Origin of the sequence: Roseomonas sp. TAS13 (genome assembly GCF_001950415.1) — a bacterium.
Taxonomy (GTDB): domain Bacteria; phylum Pseudomonadota; class Alphaproteobacteria; order Acetobacterales; family Acetobacteraceae; genus Roseomonas; species Roseomonas mucosa.
The window spans coordinates 1-17,375 of sequence record NZ_BDLP01000060.1; the positions used below are offsets into that span (position 1 = coordinate 1).

Annotated in this window: 17 protein-coding genes and 1 tRNA gene; 9 read left to right on the forward strand and 9 right to left on the reverse strand. The window is 69.8% G+C overall.

The features are described 5' to 3' along the window. Nucleotides 1–46 precede the first annotated feature (46 nt). Nucleotides 47–123: transfer RNA gene (locus tag ROTAS13_RS07440), tRNA-Met, on the forward strand. 232 nt (nucleotides 124–355) lie between these two features. On the opposite strand, the gene ROTAS13_RS07445 is transcribed toward ROTAS13_RS07440, so the two are convergent. Further along, nucleotides 356–1,123 carry an SDR family oxidoreductase gene (locus ROTAS13_RS07445; RefSeq protein ID WP_075821960.1) on the reverse strand — a complete coding sequence of 256 codons (768 nt, stop codon included), beginning with the start codon at nucleotides 1,121–1,123 and terminating at the stop codon, nucleotides 356–358. Nucleotides 1,124–1,154: 31 nt separating this feature from the next. Then, nucleotides 1,155–1,874 (reverse strand): GntR family transcriptional regulator, encoded by a 720-nt coding sequence (locus ROTAS13_RS07450; protein WP_019461007.1) that lies wholly within the window; start codon nucleotides 1,872–1,874, stop codon nucleotides 1,155–1,157. Nucleotides 1,875–1,951: 77 nt separating this feature from the next. Here ROTAS13_RS07450 and ROTAS13_RS07455 point away from each other — a divergent pair, with 77 nt between their 5' ends. The 5 genes from ROTAS13_RS07455 to ROTAS13_RS07475 all read left to right on the forward strand — a co-directional run bounded on the left by ROTAS13_RS07455 (nucleotide 1,952) and on the right by ROTAS13_RS07475 (nucleotide 8,587). Further along, complete coding sequence (locus ROTAS13_RS07455) at nucleotides 1,952–3,205, forward strand: ABC transporter substrate-binding protein (protein WP_075821961.1); 1,254 nt, start codon at nucleotides 1,952–1,954, stop codon at nucleotides 3,203–3,205. A gap of 76 nt (nucleotides 3,206–3,281) precedes the next feature. Continuing rightward, nucleotides 3,282–4,157: a branched-chain amino acid ABC transporter permease gene (locus tag ROTAS13_RS07460; RefSeq protein WP_019461005.1), complete on the forward strand. Its 876-nt coding sequence runs from the start codon at nucleotides 3,282–3,284 to the stop codon at nucleotides 4,155–4,157. 10 nt (nucleotides 4,158–4,167) lie between these two features. Next, on the forward strand, nucleotides 4,168–6,732 hold the full coding sequence (locus tag ROTAS13_RS07465; protein WP_216348607.1) for a branched-chain amino acid ABC transporter ATP-binding protein/permease: 2,565 nt from the start codon (nucleotides 4,168–4,170) through the stop codon (nucleotides 6,730–6,732). A 2-nt stretch (nucleotides 6,733–6,734) separates the two neighbouring features. Continuing rightward, complete coding sequence (locus ROTAS13_RS07470) at nucleotides 6,735–7,655, forward strand: 3-hydroxyacyl-CoA dehydrogenase (RefSeq protein WP_075821962.1); 921 nt, start codon at nucleotides 6,735–6,737, stop codon at nucleotides 7,653–7,655. Nucleotides 7,656–7,657: 2 nt separating this feature from the next. Next, nucleotides 7,658–8,587: a 3-keto-5-aminohexanoate cleavage protein gene (locus ROTAS13_RS07475; RefSeq protein ID WP_019461002.1), complete on the forward strand. Its 930-nt coding sequence runs from the start codon at nucleotides 7,658–7,660 to the stop codon at nucleotides 8,585–8,587. 97 nt (nucleotides 8,588–8,684) lie between these two features. Here the strand turns inward: ROTAS13_RS07475 and ROTAS13_RS07480 are convergent, their stop codons facing one another. Both ROTAS13_RS07480 and ROTAS13_RS07485 read right to left on the reverse strand, forming a co-directional pair. Next, nucleotides 8,685–10,049, reverse strand: a complete 1,365-nt coding sequence (locus ROTAS13_RS07480) for an LLM class flavin-dependent oxidoreductase (RefSeq protein ID WP_252572073.1) — start codon at nucleotides 10,047–10,049, stop codon at nucleotides 8,685–8,687. Then, on the reverse strand, nucleotides 10,046–10,267 hold the full coding sequence (locus ROTAS13_RS07485) for a hypothetical protein (protein ID WP_019461000.1): 222 nt from the start codon (nucleotides 10,265–10,267) through the stop codon (nucleotides 10,046–10,048). Before ROTAS13_RS07485 ends, ROTAS13_RS07480 begins: the two co-directional genes overlap by 4 nt. Nucleotides 10,268–10,368: 101 nt before the next feature. Here ROTAS13_RS07485 and ROTAS13_RS07490 point away from each other — a divergent pair, with 101 nt between their 5' ends. Beyond that, the gene (locus tag ROTAS13_RS07490; RefSeq protein WP_099781769.1) at nucleotides 10,369–10,953 is read left to right on the forward strand and encodes an XRE family transcriptional regulator; all 585 of its coding nucleotides are present in this window, start codon (nucleotides 10,369–10,371) and stop codon (nucleotides 10,951–10,953) included. A gap of 58 nt (nucleotides 10,954–11,011) precedes the next feature. Here the strand turns inward: ROTAS13_RS07490 and ROTAS13_RS07495 are convergent, their stop codons facing one another. After that, complete coding sequence (locus ROTAS13_RS07495; protein ID WP_075821963.1) at nucleotides 11,012–11,725, reverse strand: type 1 glutamine amidotransferase domain-containing protein; 714 nt, start codon at nucleotides 11,723–11,725, stop codon at nucleotides 11,012–11,014. A gap of 311 nt (nucleotides 11,726–12,036) precedes the next feature. Here ROTAS13_RS07495 and ROTAS13_RS07500 point away from each other — a divergent pair, with 311 nt between their 5' ends. Then, entirely contained in the window at nucleotides 12,037–12,834 is a 798-nt protein-coding gene (locus ROTAS13_RS07500; RefSeq protein WP_058389630.1) for a hypothetical protein, read from the forward strand. Nucleotides 12,835–12,910: 76 nt separating this feature from the next. Here the strand turns inward: ROTAS13_RS07500 and ROTAS13_RS07505 are convergent, their stop codons facing one another. Together ROTAS13_RS07505 and ROTAS13_RS07510 are read right to left on the reverse strand one after the other, a co-directional pair. Next, on the reverse strand, nucleotides 12,911–13,315 hold the full coding sequence (locus tag ROTAS13_RS07505; protein ID WP_126281910.1) for a hypothetical protein: 405 nt from the start codon (nucleotides 13,313–13,315) through the stop codon (nucleotides 12,911–12,913). 99 nt (nucleotides 13,316–13,414) lie between these two features. Further along, entirely contained in the window at nucleotides 13,415–13,744 is a 330-nt protein-coding gene (locus tag ROTAS13_RS07510) for a hypothetical protein (protein WP_126281909.1), read from the reverse strand. A gap of 210 nt (nucleotides 13,745–13,954) precedes the next feature. Between ROTAS13_RS07510 and ROTAS13_RS07515 the strand changes: the two genes are divergently transcribed. Next, nucleotides 13,955–15,271: a glutamate-1-semialdehyde 2,1-aminomutase gene (locus tag ROTAS13_RS07515; protein ID WP_019460994.1), complete on the forward strand. Its 1,317-nt coding sequence runs from the start codon at nucleotides 13,955–13,957 to the stop codon at nucleotides 15,269–15,271. Between the two features lie 83 nt (nucleotides 15,272–15,354). Here the strand turns inward: ROTAS13_RS07515 and ROTAS13_RS07520 are convergent, their stop codons facing one another. Continuing rightward, the gene (locus ROTAS13_RS07520; RefSeq protein WP_019460993.1) at nucleotides 15,355–15,702 is read right to left on the reverse strand and encodes an H-NS family nucleoid-associated regulatory protein; all 348 of its coding nucleotides are present in this window, start codon (nucleotides 15,700–15,702) and stop codon (nucleotides 15,355–15,357) included. A 329-nt stretch (nucleotides 15,703–16,031) separates the two neighbouring features. Continuing rightward, on the reverse strand, nucleotides 16,032–17,282 hold the full coding sequence (locus ROTAS13_RS07525) for an NADH-quinone oxidoreductase subunit F (RefSeq protein WP_075821965.1): 1,251 nt from the start codon (nucleotides 17,280–17,282) through the stop codon (nucleotides 16,032–16,034). Between the last annotated feature and the right edge of the window lie 93 nt (nucleotides 17,283–17,375).

Sequence of the window (17,375 nt, forward strand, 5' to 3'; positions counted from 1 at the left end):
CCCCCGACCCGATCGCCGCCCACGTCACCATCACACCATCACCCAGCGCGGGGTGGAGCAGCCCGGTAGCTCGTCAGGCTCATAACCTGAAGGTCACAGGTTCAAATCCTGTCCCCGCATCCAAACACCCCCCCCCACACACAAGCACGCAACATACCCCCGTACGCGCACCCAGCAGCGTGGACAAAAGAAGTATGCCGTGTTCCAGCCCCAACCACAGGGGCGCCGTACCTTCTTTTTTCGGCAACCCCGCGTTTCCGTCTGTCCCCGAGGGCCAGGCCGCAAGTCCCGGGCTTGAGGACCAACGGCTGGCAGCACTTTTTCCCCGGACCGCCAACAGAGCGACGCCTGAACATCAGGTCAGCATGCGCGTATCGCCATCCACGGAGATAGCCTGTCCGGAAATGGTGGCGCCGCGGCGGCTGCAGAGGAACAGGATCTGGTCTGCGAGCTGGCGCGGTGTCACGTAGTCCTTGATCGAGGTGTAGGAGAAGGCGATCCGCTCCATCTCTGCGAAACCGATGCCGCGCTGCTGTGCCTTGGCCTCCAGCACGCGGCGTTGCCGGTCGCCGGCGACGAGGCCGGGCAGGATGGCGTTGACGCGGATGCCGGCCTCGCCGAGCTCGATGGCGAGCGATCTGGTGAAGCCGATGACGCCCCATTTCGCCGCCGCATAGGGGCTGCGGAAGCCGAAGCCGAACTTGCCCGCGGCCGAGGACAGGTTGACGATCGAGGCGTTGCCGCTCTTGCGCAGATGCGGGACGGCCAGCCGGGCGCAGTTGAACTGGCTGGTCAGGCAGACCTCGATGCAGCGGTCCCAGTCTTCCGGGTGGATCTCCTCCACGGCGCCGGTCGGGCCTGCGATGCCGGCATTGTTCACCAGCACGTCCAGCCCGCCGAGTGCCGCGATGGCCGAGTCGAAGAGTGAGGCCACCTGTGCGCGGTCGGCCACATCCGTGACCTGATGCCCAACGCCCACGGGCAGGGTGGCGAGTCCCGTCGCATCCACGTCGCAGGTGAAGACGCGCGCACCTTCCTCGGCAAAGGCCTCCACGATGCTGCGCCCGATACCCGCAGCACCCGCCGTCACCAGCACGCGCAGCCCGGTCATGCCCAGGTCCATTCTCCTCTTCCTCCCTATCCGGCGCCGGACGCTAGCCTTCCGGCAGGCGGCCATGCGCGATGATGAAATCCGCCGCGTCGCGGATATCGGCCGCGATGGCGGCTCTCGCGCCCGCGGCATCGCCCGACTCGATTGCCGCCAGTGCCTCGGCATGGCGCCGCAGCGCCGAGCCCTGGCGCACCCGCTCGGGATGTTCCCGTAGGTCGAGGTTCAGCACCGGCCCGGCCTTCAGCCAGAGCCGCGCGATGATCTCCTGCAGCGGCAGCAGCGAGGCGGCACGATAGATGGTGAAGTGTACGTCACGGTTCAGCGCGACGAGGCGCACGCGGTCCGGCTCGGCTTCCTCCGCCATCAGGCGGAAGGCGCTCTCCGCCATGCGGATCGCGGCCAGGGCCTCGGCGCTGCGATGCTTGGCGGCGCGGGCGGCGGCCAGGCCCTCCACGGCCATCCGCGTCTCGGCCAGGGCCTCGAACTCGCTCCGGCTCATCAGCGGCACCCGGATGGCGCGGCCCGGCGTGACCTCCAGCGCCTGCTCCGCCACCAGCCGGTTCACCGCCTCCCGCACCGGCATCACCGAGACGCCGAGCGCTGCGGCGCTGTCGCGCAGAGACAGCCTTTCGCCGGGACCAAGCTGGCCCGAGGCCAGGAGTTCCGAGAGCGCGGCATAGACGGTCTCGCCCAGGGTGCGCCGGGCGAGGGGGGAAAGGTCGGCAAGAACCGCGGCGGAGGTCATGAAGGAGAGACTGGACAAGGGCTGATGCTTTCGGCAAGCTAACTGTGATCACAGATCACAACAAGGGCCGCAGAGCCCTGTTGAGGGAAAAGACAATGTCCAAGAACGTGCTCCTCCCACGTCGTGGCCTGCTCATGGCCGGCGCGGCGACGCTCCTCCCTGTCACCCTGGCCCGCCCGGCCCTGTCGCAGGGCCAGCCGGATGTCATCCGCATCGGGCACCTGACGCCGCGCACCGGCTTCCTGGGACCGCTCGGCGAATTCGCGGTGCAGGCGGTGCAGCTCGCCACCGAGGAGATCAATGCCGGCGGCGGCATCAACGGCCGCAAGGTCGAGGTTCTGTACGAGGACAGCGTCAACCCGCAGACCGCATCGGCCAAGGCCGAGCGGCTGACGCAGCGCGACAAGGTCGCCTGCATCGTGGGCGAGATCAATTCCGCCTCGGCGCTGGCCATCGGGCAGGTGGTGCAGCGGGAGAAGGTGCTGTTCATCAACACCGGCGCCAATTCCGACGCGCTGCGCGGCTCCGACTGCCAGCGCTTCATGTTCCACACCGAATCGCAGAACACGATGATGGTGCGGACCGCGGGCAACGCGATCCTCCAGCAGGGGCTGGTGAAGGGAAAGAAGTACTACGCCCTGACCGCCGACTATGCCTTCGGCCATGACCTGCTGCGCGTCGCCAGGAAGTTCCTCGGCGAGAACGGCGCCACGGCGGCGGGCGAGGACCTCGTGCCGACCGAGCTGACCGACTTCTCGCCCTTCCTGCTGAAGATCCGGCAGGCGCGGCCGGATGTGGTGATCGGCAACTTGGCCGGTGCGCAGGTCACGAACTTCCTGAAGCAGTACAGTGAGTTCGGGCTGAGCTATCCGGTCGCGGGCTTCGGCTTCGACATCGCGCTGGCCTGGGGCGCCGGGCAGGGCAACTTCCTCGGCACCTGGCCGGTGGTCTGGCACCACATGCTGGAGGCGCCCTCCGCCCGGAAGTTCGCCGATGCCTATCGCGCCAAGTGGAAGAAGCCGCCGGAGAACCAGGGCTGGAGCGACTACACGGCGATGAAGGTCATCGCGCAGTCGATGAACGAGCTGAAGTCCATCGAGCCCGCCAAGGTGGTCGAGCATCTGGAGAAAGGCGCGAAGTTCGACATCTCCAAGAGCCGCGAAGGCTATTTCCGCGCCTGGGATCACCAGTTGATGATGGAGATGTACGCCATCACCGCGCTGCCGCCGGATCAGGTGAAGAACCAGTACGACATCTTCAAGCCGGATGGCAGCTTCCCCAAGCCCGACGAGAGCCTGGAAAGCATCGCCACCAATCGGGCGGAGAACGCCTGCTCCTTCCCGGCCTGAGCGCCGTCACAGGCCGCGCCCGCCCCGACCCGGGCCGGCGCGGCGTCCCGCGTGACCATCTGGGGAAGCACGGACCATGGAACTCGTCTTCGTGCTGGAGCAGGTCCTCAACGGCCTGCTGATCGGCGCCTATTACCTGCTCATCGCTCTTGGCCTGTCGCTGATCTTCAGCCTGGGCGGCATCGTCAACCTCGCGCACGGCGCCTTCTACGCCATCGGCGCCTATCTGGCCGTGGCGCTGACGCCCACCATCGGCTTCGGCGGCGCGCTGGTGGTCTCGCCCGTGGCGGTGGCGCTGCTCGGCCTGCTGGTGGAACGCTTCATGCTCCGCCGCTTCTACCGCGGCGACCCGATCCTGAGCCTGCTGCTGACCTTCGGCCTGGCCATGGTGGCGGAACAGGCGCTGCGCATGGTCTTCGGCGCCGCGCCGTTGCCCTTCTCGATCCCGCTCTGGCTGCGCGGGCAGGTCTTCATCGGCGACTTCATCTATTCCAAGTACCGGCTGATCATCCTGGGCGTCGCCGTGCTCTGCGTCGCGGGGCTCTGGCTGCTGCTGACGCGCACGCCCTTCGGCCGCGTGGTGCGGGCGGGGGTGCAGAACCCGGACATGGTCGCGGCGCTGGGCATCTCGCTGAAGCCCTATATGACCGCGGTGGTGATGATCGCGGTCGGGCTCGCCGCCCTGGCGGGGACGATGATGGCGCCGGTGACCGGCGTGACGCCGACCATGGGCGCGGAGATCCTGACCTTTGCCTTCGTCGTGGTGGTGATCGGCGGCCTCGGCTCCTTCTGGGGCGTCGTGGTGGCGGCGCTCATCGTCGGCGTCGTGCGCGGCCTCGCCGCCTACTACTTTCCTCCGGCCACCGAGGCCTCCGTCTATCTGCTGATGGTCCTTGTCCTGCTGCTCCGCCCGCGCGGCCTGCTGGGCGAGCGCATCCAGCGCTTCGAGTGAGGTCCCCGTGATGCCCCTCGACACATCCTCCACCCTGAATCCGCCGGAAACCGTGCGCCGCCCCGGCGCCTCCGGTCCGCTGGCGCAACTGCTGGCGGCGGGCGCCATGCTGGTGGCTCTGCCCTTCCTGATGGAAGCGATCGGCCTCACCATGACCACCGCCACGGATGTGGTGGTCTTCGCCATCGCCGTGATGGGGCTGAACATCCTGGTCGGCTGGACCGGGTTGGTCTCCTTCGGCCATGGCGCCTGGTTTGGCATCGGCGCCTATGCCGCCGCGCTGCTGCAACGGCATTTCCTGCCCACGGACATGCTGCTGCCGGGCCTGGGCGCGCTGGTTATCGTGGCCGCGGCCTCGCTGGTCGCGGGGGCGCTGATCCTGCGGCGGCGCGGCGTGTACTTCTCGCTGTTGACGCTGGCCTTCACGGCGATGCTCTTCGCCATCGCCTTCCGATGGACCGACCTGACCGGCGGCGAGAACGGGCTCGGCAACGTGCGGCGCTATGCGGCGCTGGACAATCCCTATGCCTATTACGCCGTCGTCGCGGCGGTCGCCTTCGCCGTCCTGATCGGCCTCTGGCGCCTGCGCCGCGCGCCGCTCGGCACGGTGCTGGTGGCGATCCGCGAGAACGAGCAGCGCGCTGGCTTCATCGGCTACGGCACCAACCGCTACAAGCTGGTGGCTTTCGCTGTCTCGGCCACGATCACCGGCCTGGCCGGGGTTCTCAGCGTCTACAACCACCGCTTTGCCTCGGCCGATCCCATCGCCATCGCCTTCTCGGGCGAGCTGCTGGCCATGGTGGTGATCGGTGGCATGCGTTCCTTTCTGGGGCCGGCCATCGGCGCGCTCTTCTACATCCTGTTTCGCGAGTTCCTGAGCATCTACACGGCGAACTGGCTGCTGATCTTCGGCCTGCTCTTCGTCGGCTTCATCCTCTTCTCGCCGGACGGGCTGGTGGGCATCGGCAAGCGCCTGCTGAAGCCCTTCCGGCGCGAGGCCACGGAGGGCGCCGCCATGTCCGCCCGCCGCGCCGGGGCAAGCGGCCGCATTCCTGCCCGCTTCATCCGCGAAGGCGGCACGGCGGGGCCGGTGCTGTCCGCCGAGGCGATGCGCAAGAGCTTCGGCCCGGTGAAAGCGGTGCAGGGCGTGTCCTTCGCCGTGGAGGACCGGCGCCTGCACGCGCTGATCGGCCCGAACGGCGCGGGCAAGACCACGGCCTTCAACCTGCTTTCCGGCATGTTCCCGCTGGACGAGGGGCGGGTGATGCTGGACGGGCAGCGGGTGGACGGCATGGAGCCGCATGCCATCACCCGGGCCGGGCTGGGCCGCAGCTTCCAGATCACCAACCTCTTCCCCGGCCTGTCGGTGGAGGAGAACATCCGCCTCGCCGTGCAGGCGCGGCACCCCGCGCGCTTCAACGGCTGGCGCGACGCGGAGGCCATCCCCGAGCTGCGCCAGGACACGGAGGAGCTGCTGCGCTGGACCGGCCTGTCCGGCGTGGAGCGGGCGGAGGCCGGCAGCCTCTCCTATGGCGGGCAGCGCCTGCTCGACATGGGGCTGGCCCTGGCCACGAAGCCGCGCATCCTGCTGCTGGACGAGCCGCTGGCTGGCCTCGCCGCGGCGGAGCGGGAGCGCGTGGGCGACCTGATCAAGTCGCTTTCCGCCGACATCCCCGTGCTGCTGGTGGAGCACGACATCGACCGTGTCTTCCGCATGGCGGACCGGGTGACGGTGATGGCCGACGGCGCCGTGCTGGTGGACGGCACGGTGGAGCAGGCGCGCGACGATGCGCGGGTGCAGGCGGTCTATCTCGGCTCCGGCGCCGATGCCGTGGCCGCGAAGCCGCGTGTCAGCGCCGCGACGGAACGTGACCTGCTGGTGATGGAGAAGGTCAATACCTTCTACGGCAAGTCGCACATCCTGAACGACGTGTCGCTGACGGTGCGGCAGGGGGAGATCGTCGCGCTGCTCGGCCGCAACGGCGCGGGCAAGTCCACGCTGCTCAAGACGCTGATCGGCACGGCGCGCCCGGCCTCCGGCCGGATCGTGCTGGGCGGCGACGAGATCGCGGGCCTGTCGCCGGACCGGATCGCCCGGCGCGGCATGGGCTTCGTGCCGCAGGGGCGCGGCCTCTTCGCCGGCATGACCGTGGGCGAGAATCTGGGCCTCGGGCGCCTGAAGCGCCTGACCGGCGCGGGCGTGCACTGGGAGGAGGAGCGCGTGCTCGAATTCTTCCCCCGGCTGCGCGAACGCTGGAACGTCGCGGCGGACCGCCTTTCGGGCGGCGAGCAGCAGATGGTGGCGGTGGCCCGGGCGCTGTCCGGCGACACGCGGCTGCTGCTGCTGGACGAGCCCTTCGAGGGACTTTCCCCGGCGGTGACGGAGGAGCTGTTCGAGTGCTTCGACCGGCTGCGCCGGGAAGTCTCGATCATCATCGTGGACCATCATCTCGACCTCGCTCTGGCCCTGTCGGACCGGACCGTGGCGCTGGAACGCGGCGCGGTGCAGTGGCTCGGAGAATCCCGGCTGCTGCGCGAGGACGAGGAACTGCGACGGAAGGTGCTGTGGCTGTGAGCATGCGTGTCTGCATCGCGGGGAGCGGGCTGATCGGCCGCGCCTGGGGAATGATCTTCGCCCGGGCGGGCTGGGAGGTCCGGCTCTGGGACCCGGTGGAGGGGGTGGCGGACAAGGCCCGCGCCCTCTGCGCCGAGGGGCTGCGCAATCTGGCGGAGCACGGGCTCTGCCAGGACCCCGAAGGCGCCGCCGCGCGCATCCAGGCGGCGAAGGACCTCGCCGCCGCGCTCGATGGCGTGGATTTCGTGCAGGAGAACGGGCCGGAGGTGCTGGAGGTGAAGCGGGCGCTGTTCCGCGAGCTCGACGCCCTGGCGCCGCGTGGGGCCATCATCGCCTCCTCCTCCTCCGCCATCCGCTGCTCGCTCTTCACCGACGACCTGCCGGGGCGGCCGCGCTGCCTGATCGGGCATCCGGTGAACCCGCCGCACCTCGTGCCGGTGGTGGAGATTTCCGGCGCCGAATGGACCGATCCCGCCGTGGTGACGCGGGCGCGGGAGATCTACGATTCCATCGGGCAGGTGCCGGTCACGGTGCTGAAGGAGATCGAGGGCTTCGTGCTCAACCGGCTCCAGGGCGCGCTGCTGGCCGAGGCCTTCCGGCTGGTCGAGGAAGGCTATGTCACCCCCGAGGACCTGGACCGCACGGTGGCGGACGGGCTCGGCCTGCGCTGGAGCTTCCTCGGCCCCTTCGCGACCATCGAGCTGAACGCGCCGGGCGGCATTCCCGACTACTGCGCCCGCTACACCGGCTTCTACCGCCGCCTCGCCGCCGATCCGGCACCGCCGGAGGTCTTCGGCGAGGCGAGGACCGCCGAGATCATGCGGCAATGGCCGCGACGTGACGACCTGCCGGAGCGGATGCAGTGGCGCGACGCACGCCTCGCCGCCTTGCGGGCGCACAAGCAGGAACAGGAGAGACGCTGAGCATGGCCACCAAGCGCAAGGTCATCATCACCTGCGCCGTCACGGGCGCGATCCACACGCCGAGCATGTCGCCGCACCTGCCGGTCACGCCGGAGGAGATCGCCGAGGCGGCGGTCGGCGCCGCAGAGGCCGGGGCTGCCATCGTCCACCTGCATGCCCGCAACCCTGAGACCGGGGAGCCGGACCAGACGCCGGAGGCCTTCGCGAAGTTCCTGCCGGTCATCAAGCAGCGCACGAACTGCGTGGTGAACCTGACCACCGGCGGCGCGCCGACCATGAGCATCGAGGAGCGCGTCCGCCCCGCCGCGACCTTCAGGCCGGAGGTCGCCTCGTTGAACCTGGGCTCGATGAATTTCGGCCTGTTCGGGATGCTCGACCGCTTCAAGGACCTGAAGCACGAGTGGGAGCGCAGCTACCTCGCCAACAAGGACATCATCTTCCGCAACACCTTCGGCCAGATCGAGTACATCCTGACCACCTGCGCCGGCAACGACACGCGCTTCGAGTTCGAGTGCTATGACACCGCGCATCTCTACAACCTGAAATACTTCTTCGACCGCGGGCTGGTGAAGGCGCCGCTCTTCATCCAGACGGTCTTCGGCCTGCAAGGCGGCATCGGCGCGCATCCGGAGGACGTGATGCACATGAAGCGCACCGCCGACCGGCTCTTCGGCGACAACTACCGCTGGTCCGTGCTTGGCGCCGGGCGCAACCAGCTTCCCATCGCGGCCATGGCGGCGGCCATGGGCGGCAATGTCCGCGTCGGGCTGGAGGACAGCCTCTGGGCCGGGCCGGGCAAGTACGCCACCAGCAACGCGGAGCAGGTGCGGCTGGCGCGGCAGATCATCGAGGGCCTCGGCCTGGAGATCGCCTCGCCGGACGAGGCGCGGGAGATCCTGTCGCTCAAGGGCGGGGACCGCGTGGGGTTCTAGGTGTCCCCGGGGGAAGGCGCCGCCTTCCCCCGATACCCTCATCCGCCAGGACGCTGTGCGCCCTGGACCCGGTTCGTTGGCTCCTGTTGACGCCGGATCATGCCGGAAAGCGATACCCCGCCGCCGGATGCGGCGAGGCGAGGCGCGGCCCGGCGCCGAACAGCTTCTCGCGCAACGTCCCGGGCGCGTAGGCGTGCTTGAAGGCGCCGCGTTCCTGCAGGACGGGCACGACGCGCTCCACCACCGCCTCCAGGCATTCCGGCACCACGGTGCGGGACAGGTTGAAGCCGTCCACATCCGTCTCCTCGACCCAGCGGATCAGCGCCTCGGCCACCTGTTCCGCCGAACCCACGATGGGCGGCTGGCGGCTGCCCAGCACGAACTGGTCGATCAGCTTGCGCTTGGTCCAGACCGGGCCGGCGGCACGCTTCGCGGCCTCGACATTGGACTGGATGGCCTGGGTCGGCCCGGCCTCGATCGGCTCGTCCGTGCCATAGCGGGCGAAGTCGATGCCCAGCGAGGCCGAGGCATGGGCCAGGGCCCCCTCGACGCTGGCATGGCGGCGGTAGTCCTCCAGCAGGTCGCGTGCCTCAGCCTCGGTGCGGCCGACCACCAGCGTGGCGCCGACCAGCACCTTCAGCGGCCGTTCCGCCGCGCGGGCGCGCAGGTCGGCGACGAGCTGCGCCACGGCCGGCTTCGCGCCGCCATTGACGAAGACGCATTCCGCATGGCGCGCGGCGAAGCGGCGTCCACGGTCGGAGGCACCGGCCTGGAACAGCACCGGCGTGCGCTGCGGCGAGGGTTCCACCAGATGCGGGGCGTCGAGCCGGTACTGCGCGCCTTCGTGCCGCACGTGGCGCACGCGGGCGGGATTGGCATAGAGGCCCGCCGCCCGGTCCGCTCGCACGGCATCGTCGGCCCAACTTCCCTCCCACAGCTTGTAGACGAGTTCCATGTATTCGTCGGCGAGGTCATAGCGGTCGTCATGCGCCATCTGCGACGCCATCCCCATGGCGCGCGCCGCGCTGTCGAGATAGCCGGTGACGATGTTCCAGCCCGCGCGCCCCTGCGTCAGGTGGTCCAGCGTGGAGAAGCGCCGCGCGAAGAGATAGGGCGCCTCGTAGGCGAGGTTGCAGGTGATGCCGAAGCCCAGGTGCCGCGTGACGCCGGCCATGGCCGGCACCAGCAGCATCGGGTCCAGCAGCGGCACCTGCACCGCGCCGCGCAGGGACGCATCGGGGCTGTGGCCATACACATCGTAGATGCCCAGCACATCGGCGAGGAACAGCCCGTCGAACAGCCCGCGTTCCAGCGTCTGCGCGAGGCGCATCCAGTGGTCGAGCCTGAGATAATCCGTGGAGCGGTCGCGCGGATGCGTCCACATCCCCTGCTGGATATGCCCGACACAGGCCATGTCGAAGGCATTCAGGACGATCTGGCGCCCCGCTTTGGCTTGGCTCACAGGTAGCGGCCCCGTTCTAGGATTTCGAGCGTGTATTCGCGGTAGGTCATGCCCAGCTCCTCGGCCCGGGCCAGGCGGCGCAGCGCGATCTCGCGCGGCGGCGTCTTCCAGGCCTTCTTGTGTGCCCTGCGCCAGAGATGCAGCCGGCCCGAAGCGCCGGGATCGGGCTCCTCCAGGGGCGGACCGCCATTGTGGCCGATCGGGGCGAGTGGGATCATGCGATCCCGTCCTTCGGGCGATGGGCCATGGGGTATTGCGTCATCCGGCTGGATCGAGGCGGCTGGTCACCGGGCGGTGTGCTATCTACTATGATGGACGCATGAGCAATATACAAGACGAGATGGAGCCATCCGACCTGACGGCCTCGCTGGCCGCCCGGCTGCGGGCGGAGCGGGAGGAACGCGGCTGGTCCATCGCCGAGATGGCCGAACGTTCCGCCGTCTCGCGGGCCATGATCAGCAAGGTGGAACGCGCCGAGGCCAGCCCGACCGCCGCGCTGCTCGGGCGCCTGGCCTCGGCGCTGGGGCTGACGCTTTCCACCCTGCTGGCGCGGGCGGAGGGCGATGCCGGGGGCGGGCGCGTGTCCCGGGCCGCCGCGCAGCCGCTCTGGCGCGACCCGGAAACGGGCTATCTGCGCCGCGCCGTCACACCTTCGGGCAGCGACCCGGAGCTGGTGCGGGTGGAACTGCCCGCGGGGGCGCGGGTGGACTACCCGGCCTCCACCTACCTGTCCTGGAAGCACGTGATCTGGGTGCTGGAAGGCGAGCTGCTGTTCCACGAGGGCGCGGCGCGGCACCGGCTCGCCGCCGGGGACTGCCTGGTGCTGGGCGCCCCGGCGGATTGCGGCTTCGAGAACGCCTCGGAACAGCCCTGCGGCTATCTGGTCGTGCTGTCACGCCGCTGATACCGGGCATGGGGGCTGGCAGGGCGCCCTGGTGCCAGGAAAACCCATGCCGACCGGATCAGTGGCGCTCCTTCATGGCGGCAAGCAGATGCTGCGCCACCAGCGCCGAGGATTGCGGGTTCTGCCCGGTGATCAGGTTGCCGTCGCGCAGCGCGAATCCCGTGAAGTCCGGGCCGCTCTCGTAGTGCGCGCCCAGGGAGCGCAGCCGGTCCTCCAGCAGGAAGGGAACCGTCTCCGACAGGCCCGTGGCGGCTTCCTCGCGGTTGCTGAAGCCTGTGACCCGCCGTCCCTCCACCACCGGGGCGCTGGTGCCCTTGCGATGCGCCGCCACCAGCCCGGCCGGACCGTGGCAGAGGGCGGCGACCGGCTTGCCGGCCTCCATGGCGTGGCCGACCAGCGTGGCCAGCGGCCGGCTGGCCGGCAGGTCCCACATCGTGCCATGACCGCCCGGCAGGAAGACCGCGTCATGGGGCTGCTCCGCCACGTCCTCCAGCCCCGACGAGGCGCGGGCCAGGGCCATGGCGCCCTCATCGGCCAGGAAGCGGCCCACGGCGCCGTGGATGCCATTGGGCTCGGGCGAGGCGCCCGGCAGGCTGCGCGGGTCGAAGGGGATCTCGCCGCCGGCGGTGGAGGCCAGGAGCACCTCGAAGCCCGCATCCAGCAGGGCGTAGTAGGGCACGGCCAGTTCCTCCAGCCACAGCCCGGTGCGCTCCGGCCCGTCGCCCAGGAGGCCATGTGACGTCGCGACCACCAGCACCTGTCCCTTTGCCATCGTCCGGATCTCCTTCTGCGGCCGGGCAGCGGCGCCCCGGAAAGGGAGCGCCGGCTCGGCCGGGGCCCAACGGGAACGCCGCTGTCTGGACAGGGTTCACCCTGCGGGCCCCGTTCCGCAGCCCGGCGATGCGATGCCGGGGAAGGCGCGGCGCGGGCGCCATCGGATGCGGCGAGGGCCGGAAAGCCCGGATGCGGAATGGTTGCCGGATTCTTAGCGCCGGGGTGTGCCGTTAACCTTTTCTCAACCAGATGCCGGCACAGTGCCGGGCAGGCTTTCGAGGCCCGCACCGGACGCAGGGGAAAAATTCCATGCCACGACCCCATATCACCTGGCAGCCCCTGTTCCTGACCGAACCCGAGAGCTTCGCCCGGCTCCTGGAGGAACCCTCGCTGGACCGCCGCCTGCGATCCTGGCGGGGCTACGAGGACATGCTGCTGGGGGAGGCCCTGCGAGCCGGGCTGCATGACGACCGGGCCGCCCGGACCTCCCTGGAGGAGCTCTATGCCTTCGGCCTCGCCAACGGGCTTCCGCTGTGGAGCCGGCGCGAGGCGGTGCGGGCCCTGCGGGCCTATGCCGGGCGCTACCCCCTGCCGGGCAGCACCTGGGGCCCCTTCCTGCGGCTGGATCCGGACTGGCAGGTCGCCCTGACGGCGGCGAGCGCCTGGCTCGAATCGGAGGATACGCAGGCCGCATCGGCGCTGCTGAAGGCGCTGGAGGAGGAGCGGCTGGCGAATCGGGGCGGTGTCTTCGGTGCGCTGCTCCGCCACGGCGTCATCGCGCCGCTGCGGCGCCTCCGGGAAGGGCTGGAGGCGCGCGAGCTGGAGGACGTGGCCGCCTGTTGCAGCCGGGGCATGTCCTCCGAGGTGAACGCCTTCCTGACCGACTGGCTGGAGACGCTGGCGGCGGCGGAGAACGGCGCCCTGCGCGACATCCTGGGCCGCTGCCTGGAACTGCGGGCCGGAGAGGCCGATCCCCGGCGCGTCGCCGAGCACTTCCTGCCACGTTCGGCCGAGGTGATCCCGATCCATCGCCGGCGTGGCCGGCCTGCCGGCAGCCGCCATGCCCCGGCCACGCCGTCCATGCCCGGAAAGGGGCCGCAGCAGTAGAAGCCCACGCGGGGCGGGGCCGCCTGGGCTTCGGCACTGCGCTTCGTGGCCGTCCCCGGGGCAGGCTCCGCCCGCATCACCCCTGGTGCGGCGTCTTTTCCTCCAGCCGCCGCTGGGCGCGGCGCAGGAGCCAGCCCGACAGGCCCGGTGCGCGGGAGAGGGCGTTGCGCAGCGCCTGCAGGTCGGCCTCGGCCCGGGAACGCGCCAGGGCGGCTTCCACGGCATGGCCGCGCGCGACCTGCCGGGCCTCCTCCAGCTCCGCGAGGCGCCGGGACAGGGCGGCCCGGGCGGCCTCGGGTTCATGCGTCAGCGCCAGCCGCTCCAGGGTGGCGCGGGCCTCCCGCAATTCCTGCCGCAGCCGCGCGATCTCCGCCTCGGCCGAGTGGCCGGGCCGTTCCTGCTCCAGGACCGGACCTTCCACGGACTTCGCCCGGGGCTTCGTGGTCCGGCGGTTGGCGCCCTTCATCTGACGACGACCCATGGTCACCCCCTTCCTGCTGACCCTCCCCGGCTACCATTCCCGGGCGGAGGGGGGTAGCTCCAAGGGGTGTCGCGGAAGACGACCGGCGGGACCCGGCGCTCAGTCCTCCGGCACGTCCTTGAGCTCGAAGGCCACGGCCACCTGCGCCAAGGCAACGGTCGCGCGGCCGCGTTCCGTCGGGGAGGTGAGGAGCGGCCCGGAAAGCCGCGGCGCATCCGACGCCGTGGCCATGTTCACGTCGAGCAGGACATGCCCGGTACGCGACACATGGATGGCGTCGATATTGCGGATGATCATGGTGTGGCCCGTGGTCAGCAGCAGGCCGAACAGCCAGTCATCCGCCATCATACGCCCGGCGAACCAGGCGGGCATGACCTCACCGAGACGCAGGTCGTCGGCGCTGTCGATGGTTGTCCAAAAATCGTCCATGAACAACCCTAACGTGAAAACCCTATCCCACAATTCACAATATACTTCTTACTGTCAAACAACGCCGCCACTAAGAAATGAGACGGAACGTGGCGTTGCAACAAAGGCCAGCGACGGCGTCCGGCCGATGGGAGACGCCATGGCTGGGGCGTTTCACGATAGCGGGCGCGGCTGGCAATCCCAAACCGATCGGCGGAGCTCAGCGGACGAATGCCCTATCCCGAATCCAGGCGTTTGCAGGCCAGGGCCCATGCGGTGATCCCCGGCGGGGCCCACACCTATGCCAAGGGCGACGACCAGTTCCCCGAACTGGCCCCCGGCTTCATCGAGCGTGGCGAGGGTTGCCATGTCTGGGACGCGGACGGCAACGAGTACATCGAATACAGCCCGGGGCTGCGCTCCGTGGGGCTGGGGCACGGGCACCCCGCCGTGCTGGCAGCGGTGCGGGAGGCCCTGTCCCTCGGCACCAATTTCTGCCGCCCGCACCGGCTGGAAGTGGAATGCGCCGAGGCCTTCCTGTCCATGGTGCCCGCCGCGGAGATGGTGAAGTTCACCAAGGACGGCAGCACCGCCGTTTCCGCCGCGGTGAAGATCGCACGGGCCGCCACGAAGCGCGACATGATCGCCTTCTGCGCCGACCACCCCTTCTTTTCCTATGACGACTGGTTTATCGGCACCACGGCGATGGATGCGGGCATTCCGCCGGAGAATGTCAGCCTGAGCCTGCGCTTTCCCTATGGCGATATCGAGGCCCTGCGCGCGCTCTTCGCCGCGCATCCCGGACGGATCGCGGGCGTCCTGATGGAAAGCTGCAAATACGCCGATGCGCCGCCGGGCTATCTGCCCGCGGTCCAGGCGCTGTGCCAGGAGAACGGCGCGCTTTTCATCCTGGACGAGATGATCAACGGCTTCCGCCTCGCGAATGGCGGCGGCCAGGAATATTACGGGCTGGACCCGGATCTCAGCACTTTCGGCAAGGCGCTGGCCAATGGCTTCGCCATTTCCGCCCTGGCCGGAAAGCGCCGCTACATGGAGCTGGGCGGTCTGCAACACCAGGGGGAGCGGGTCTTCCTGCTGTCCACCACCCATGGCGGGGAAACCCATGCCCTGGCCGCCGCCATAGCCACGATGCGGGTGTACCGCGAGGAACCGGTGGTGGAGACCATGCAGCGCCAGGGCGACCGCCTGGCGGCCGCGCTGCGCGAGCGGACGGCGGCGCTGGGGCTGGCGGAGCATGTGCCGATCGAGGGGCGGGGCAGCAACCTCGTCTTCGGCACGCGCGACGCGGAGGGCCATGCCTCCCAGCATTTCCGCGCCCTGCTGATGCAGGAGCTGATCCGGCGTGGCGTCATCGGCCCTTCGCTGGTGATCAGCTATGCCCATGACGACGACGCCATCGACCGCACGATCGAGGCTTTCGAGGGCGCACTGCCCGTCTATGCGCGGGCCCTGCGGGAAGGTGTCGGGAAGTACCTGGTCGGCCCGCCGACGCAGATCGTCTACCGCCGCTACAACCACCACGGCTGATGCGGCCTCGTCCGGGCCGGCGATGCCGGCCCGCGGAACGCGACCGGAGGGTTGGGGAATTTACCCCCGGTCCCGTGGCCGGCTCAGATCCGGAAGCCTTCCCGGTTCTTGCCCTCGGACTCCGCCATCACGATCCAGGCGGGTGGGCGGCCGCGGCCGGACCATTCCTCGCCATTGGGGCCGCGATACTTGGCAGCCGCCGCGCCGGCGGTGGCACGGCGGACCTTGCGGCCGCCCCGGGCCGGTGCCTCGGCCTGGACAAGACCTTCGAGCGATAGGCCCAGGGCCGCCGCCTTCTCCTCCATTTCGGCCAGGAGGTCACGCTTCGCCTCCGCCAGTTTCTCCCGGCGCTTTTCCTCGGCGCTGGCAATCAGGGCGGTGAGTTCCTGAACCGAGAGATTGTCGAGGTTGATCGGGGATTTGTTGGCCATTTGTCTTCGGTTCAAAACGAGAAAGGGGAATAAATCGCCCCCATAGATGTGGAATTCCGCGCCGGGCGCAATATCCTTTATCCGAAATTCCGGAAAGCCGGGGTTTCAGGATGATTTTCCGCTTTCCAACGGGCTTCCACCCGGCCGGCAAAAGACGGGTTTCCGCCTTTCATGCGAAAGGCAAAGGTTGCGGGGATCACGCGGCACCCGTTCGGCAACCAAACTTTCCACGCGATTCCGGGATCCGGGCCGTCTCCTTTCCGGCGCCCCTCCCCGTGGTTTCCCCCGGCGGCCCGCCACGAAGCGCAGCGGACCCGCCGGGGCAGGGTTCAGTACAGGCCGACTGCCCGTTCGTATTCGCTCCGGAAGGTGGCGAGGGAGCTGGCCAGCACCGTGGCGGCGCCGTCCACCAGTCCGCAGCGGCCGGAGCCGGGCAGGAGGCGCGTCAAGTTCTCCAGAGCCGCGAGGTCGGTGGGGCGGCCGGCCCCGGCCTCGATGCGTTCGAGGATGCGCGAGACCTGGTGCGTGCCGATCTTGCAGGAGGGGCACTGGCCGCAGGAGCTCGCCGCGAAGAAGGCGACGTACTCCGCTGTCTTGCGCAGGATGCTGGTGCCTTCGCCCACCACGATCATGGCGCCGGTGCCGAGGCGCGAGCCGCGGGCGCGCAGGCTGTCGAAGTCCAGCGCGACGTCGAGGTCCCGGTCTGTCAGCAGCGTGTTGGAGGGGCCACCGGTGAAGACCGCCTTGAACGCCTTGCCCGCCAGCATGCCGCCGCCGCAGCGGAAGACCAGCTCGCGCAGCGAAGTGCCCATCGGTAGCTCGTGCAGGCCCGGCCGCAGCACGTCGCCGGACAGCGAGTAGAGCTTGGTGCCCGCCGCCTCCCCGAGGCCCAGCGCCCGGTACCATGCCGCGCCGTGCTGGAGGATATGCGGGACATGGGCGAAGGTCTCGACGTTGTTCAGCAGCGTCGGCGCGCCGTTCACGCCCTTTTCCGCGGGGAAGGGCGGCTTCAGCGACGGGAAGGGGAAGCCGCCCATGACGCTGGCCACCGCCGCGGTCTCCTCGCCGCCCACATAGAGACCGGCGCTCTCGCTGACGCGCATCTGCACCGGGGTGCCGACAGATTCCGAGACACGGGCCAGCAGCGGATGCGCGCGCCAGGCATCGGCGGCGGCGCGCAGGGCCTTCACGGAGGCCGTCTCGCGCGGATTGACGTAGAGGGCGATCATGTTCGCCTTCACCGCCAGGGCGCCGATCAGCGCGCCCTCGATCACCTGATGCGGCGTGCGGGAGAGCAGGAAGCGGTCCTTGAAGGTACCCGGCTCGTCCTCGTTGCCGTTGCAGATGATCCACTTGCCGCCGCCCTCGGGGAAGGGCGGCTGCGCCGCCACGGCGGCCCATTTGCGGTGCGTCGGGAAGCCGGCGCCGCCCAGGCCGCGCAGCCCGGCGGCCTCCAGGGCGGGGATGATGCCGGCGGGATCGTCGAGGGCGCGTTCCAGTCCCTCGCCGCCGCCAACCTTGAGCCAGGCGGCGAGGTCCGGGCCGACCCGGATCGCCTCGGCGGTGAGCACGGCGGTCATGCGGCCATCCCCCGGTCGGTGACGGCATCGAAGTGGCCGTAGGGCGGAAAGATCATCGGAGCCTTGCGGCTGAGCGGCAGGCCCTGCGCCACC

Coding starts and splice junctions, on each gene's coding strand:
- ROTAS13_RS07445 (WP_075821960.1), bottom strand. CDS start 1,123: ATGGACCTGGGCATGACCGGGCTGCGCGTGCTGGTGACGGCGGGTGCT.
- ROTAS13_RS07455 (WP_075821961.1), top strand. CDS start 1,952: ATGTCCAAGAACGTGCTCCTCCCACGTCGTGGCCTGCTCATGGCCGGC.
- ROTAS13_RS07460 (WP_019461005.1), top strand. CDS start 3,282: ATGGAACTCGTCTTCGTGCTGGAGCAGGTCCTCAACGGCCTGCTGATC.
- ROTAS13_RS07465 (WP_216348607.1), top strand. CDS start 4,168: ATGCCCCTCGACACATCCTCCACCCTGAATCCGCCGGAAACCGTGCGC.
- ROTAS13_RS07470 (WP_075821962.1), top strand. CDS start 6,735: ATGCGTGTCTGCATCGCGGGGAGCGGGCTGATCGGCCGCGCCTGGGGA.
- ROTAS13_RS07475 (WP_019461002.1), top strand. CDS start 7,658: ATGGCCACCAAGCGCAAGGTCATCATCACCTGCGCCGTCACGGGCGCG.
- ROTAS13_RS07485 (WP_019461000.1), bottom strand. CDS start 10,267: ATGATCCCACTCGCCCCGATCGGCCACAATGGCGGTCCGCCCCTGGAG.
- ROTAS13_RS07490 (WP_099781769.1), top strand. CDS start 10,369: ATGAGCAATATACAAGACGAGATGGAGCCATCCGACCTGACGGCCTCG.
- ROTAS13_RS07495 (WP_075821963.1), bottom strand. CDS start 11,725: ATGGCAAAGGGACAGGTGCTGGTGGTCGCGACGTCACATGGCCTCCTG.
- ROTAS13_RS07500 (WP_058389630.1), top strand. CDS start 12,037: ATGCCACGACCCCATATCACCTGGCAGCCCCTGTTCCTGACCGAACCC.
- ROTAS13_RS07505 (WP_126281910.1), bottom strand. CDS start 13,315: ATGGGTCGTCGTCAGATGAAGGGCGCCAACCGCCGGACCACGAAGCCC.
- ROTAS13_RS07510 (WP_126281909.1), bottom strand. CDS start 13,744: ATGGACGATTTTTGGACAACCATCGACAGCGCCGACGACCTGCGTCTC.
- ROTAS13_RS07515 (WP_019460994.1), top strand. CDS start 13,955: ATGCCCTATCCCGAATCCAGGCGTTTGCAGGCCAGGGCCCATGCGGTG.
- ROTAS13_RS07520 (WP_019460993.1), bottom strand. CDS start 15,702: ATGGCCAACAAATCCCCGATCAACCTCGACAATCTCTCGGTTCAGGAA.
- ROTAS13_RS07525 (WP_075821965.1), bottom strand. CDS start 17,282: ATGACCGCCGTGCTCACCGCCGAGGCGATCCGGGTCGGCCCGGACCTC.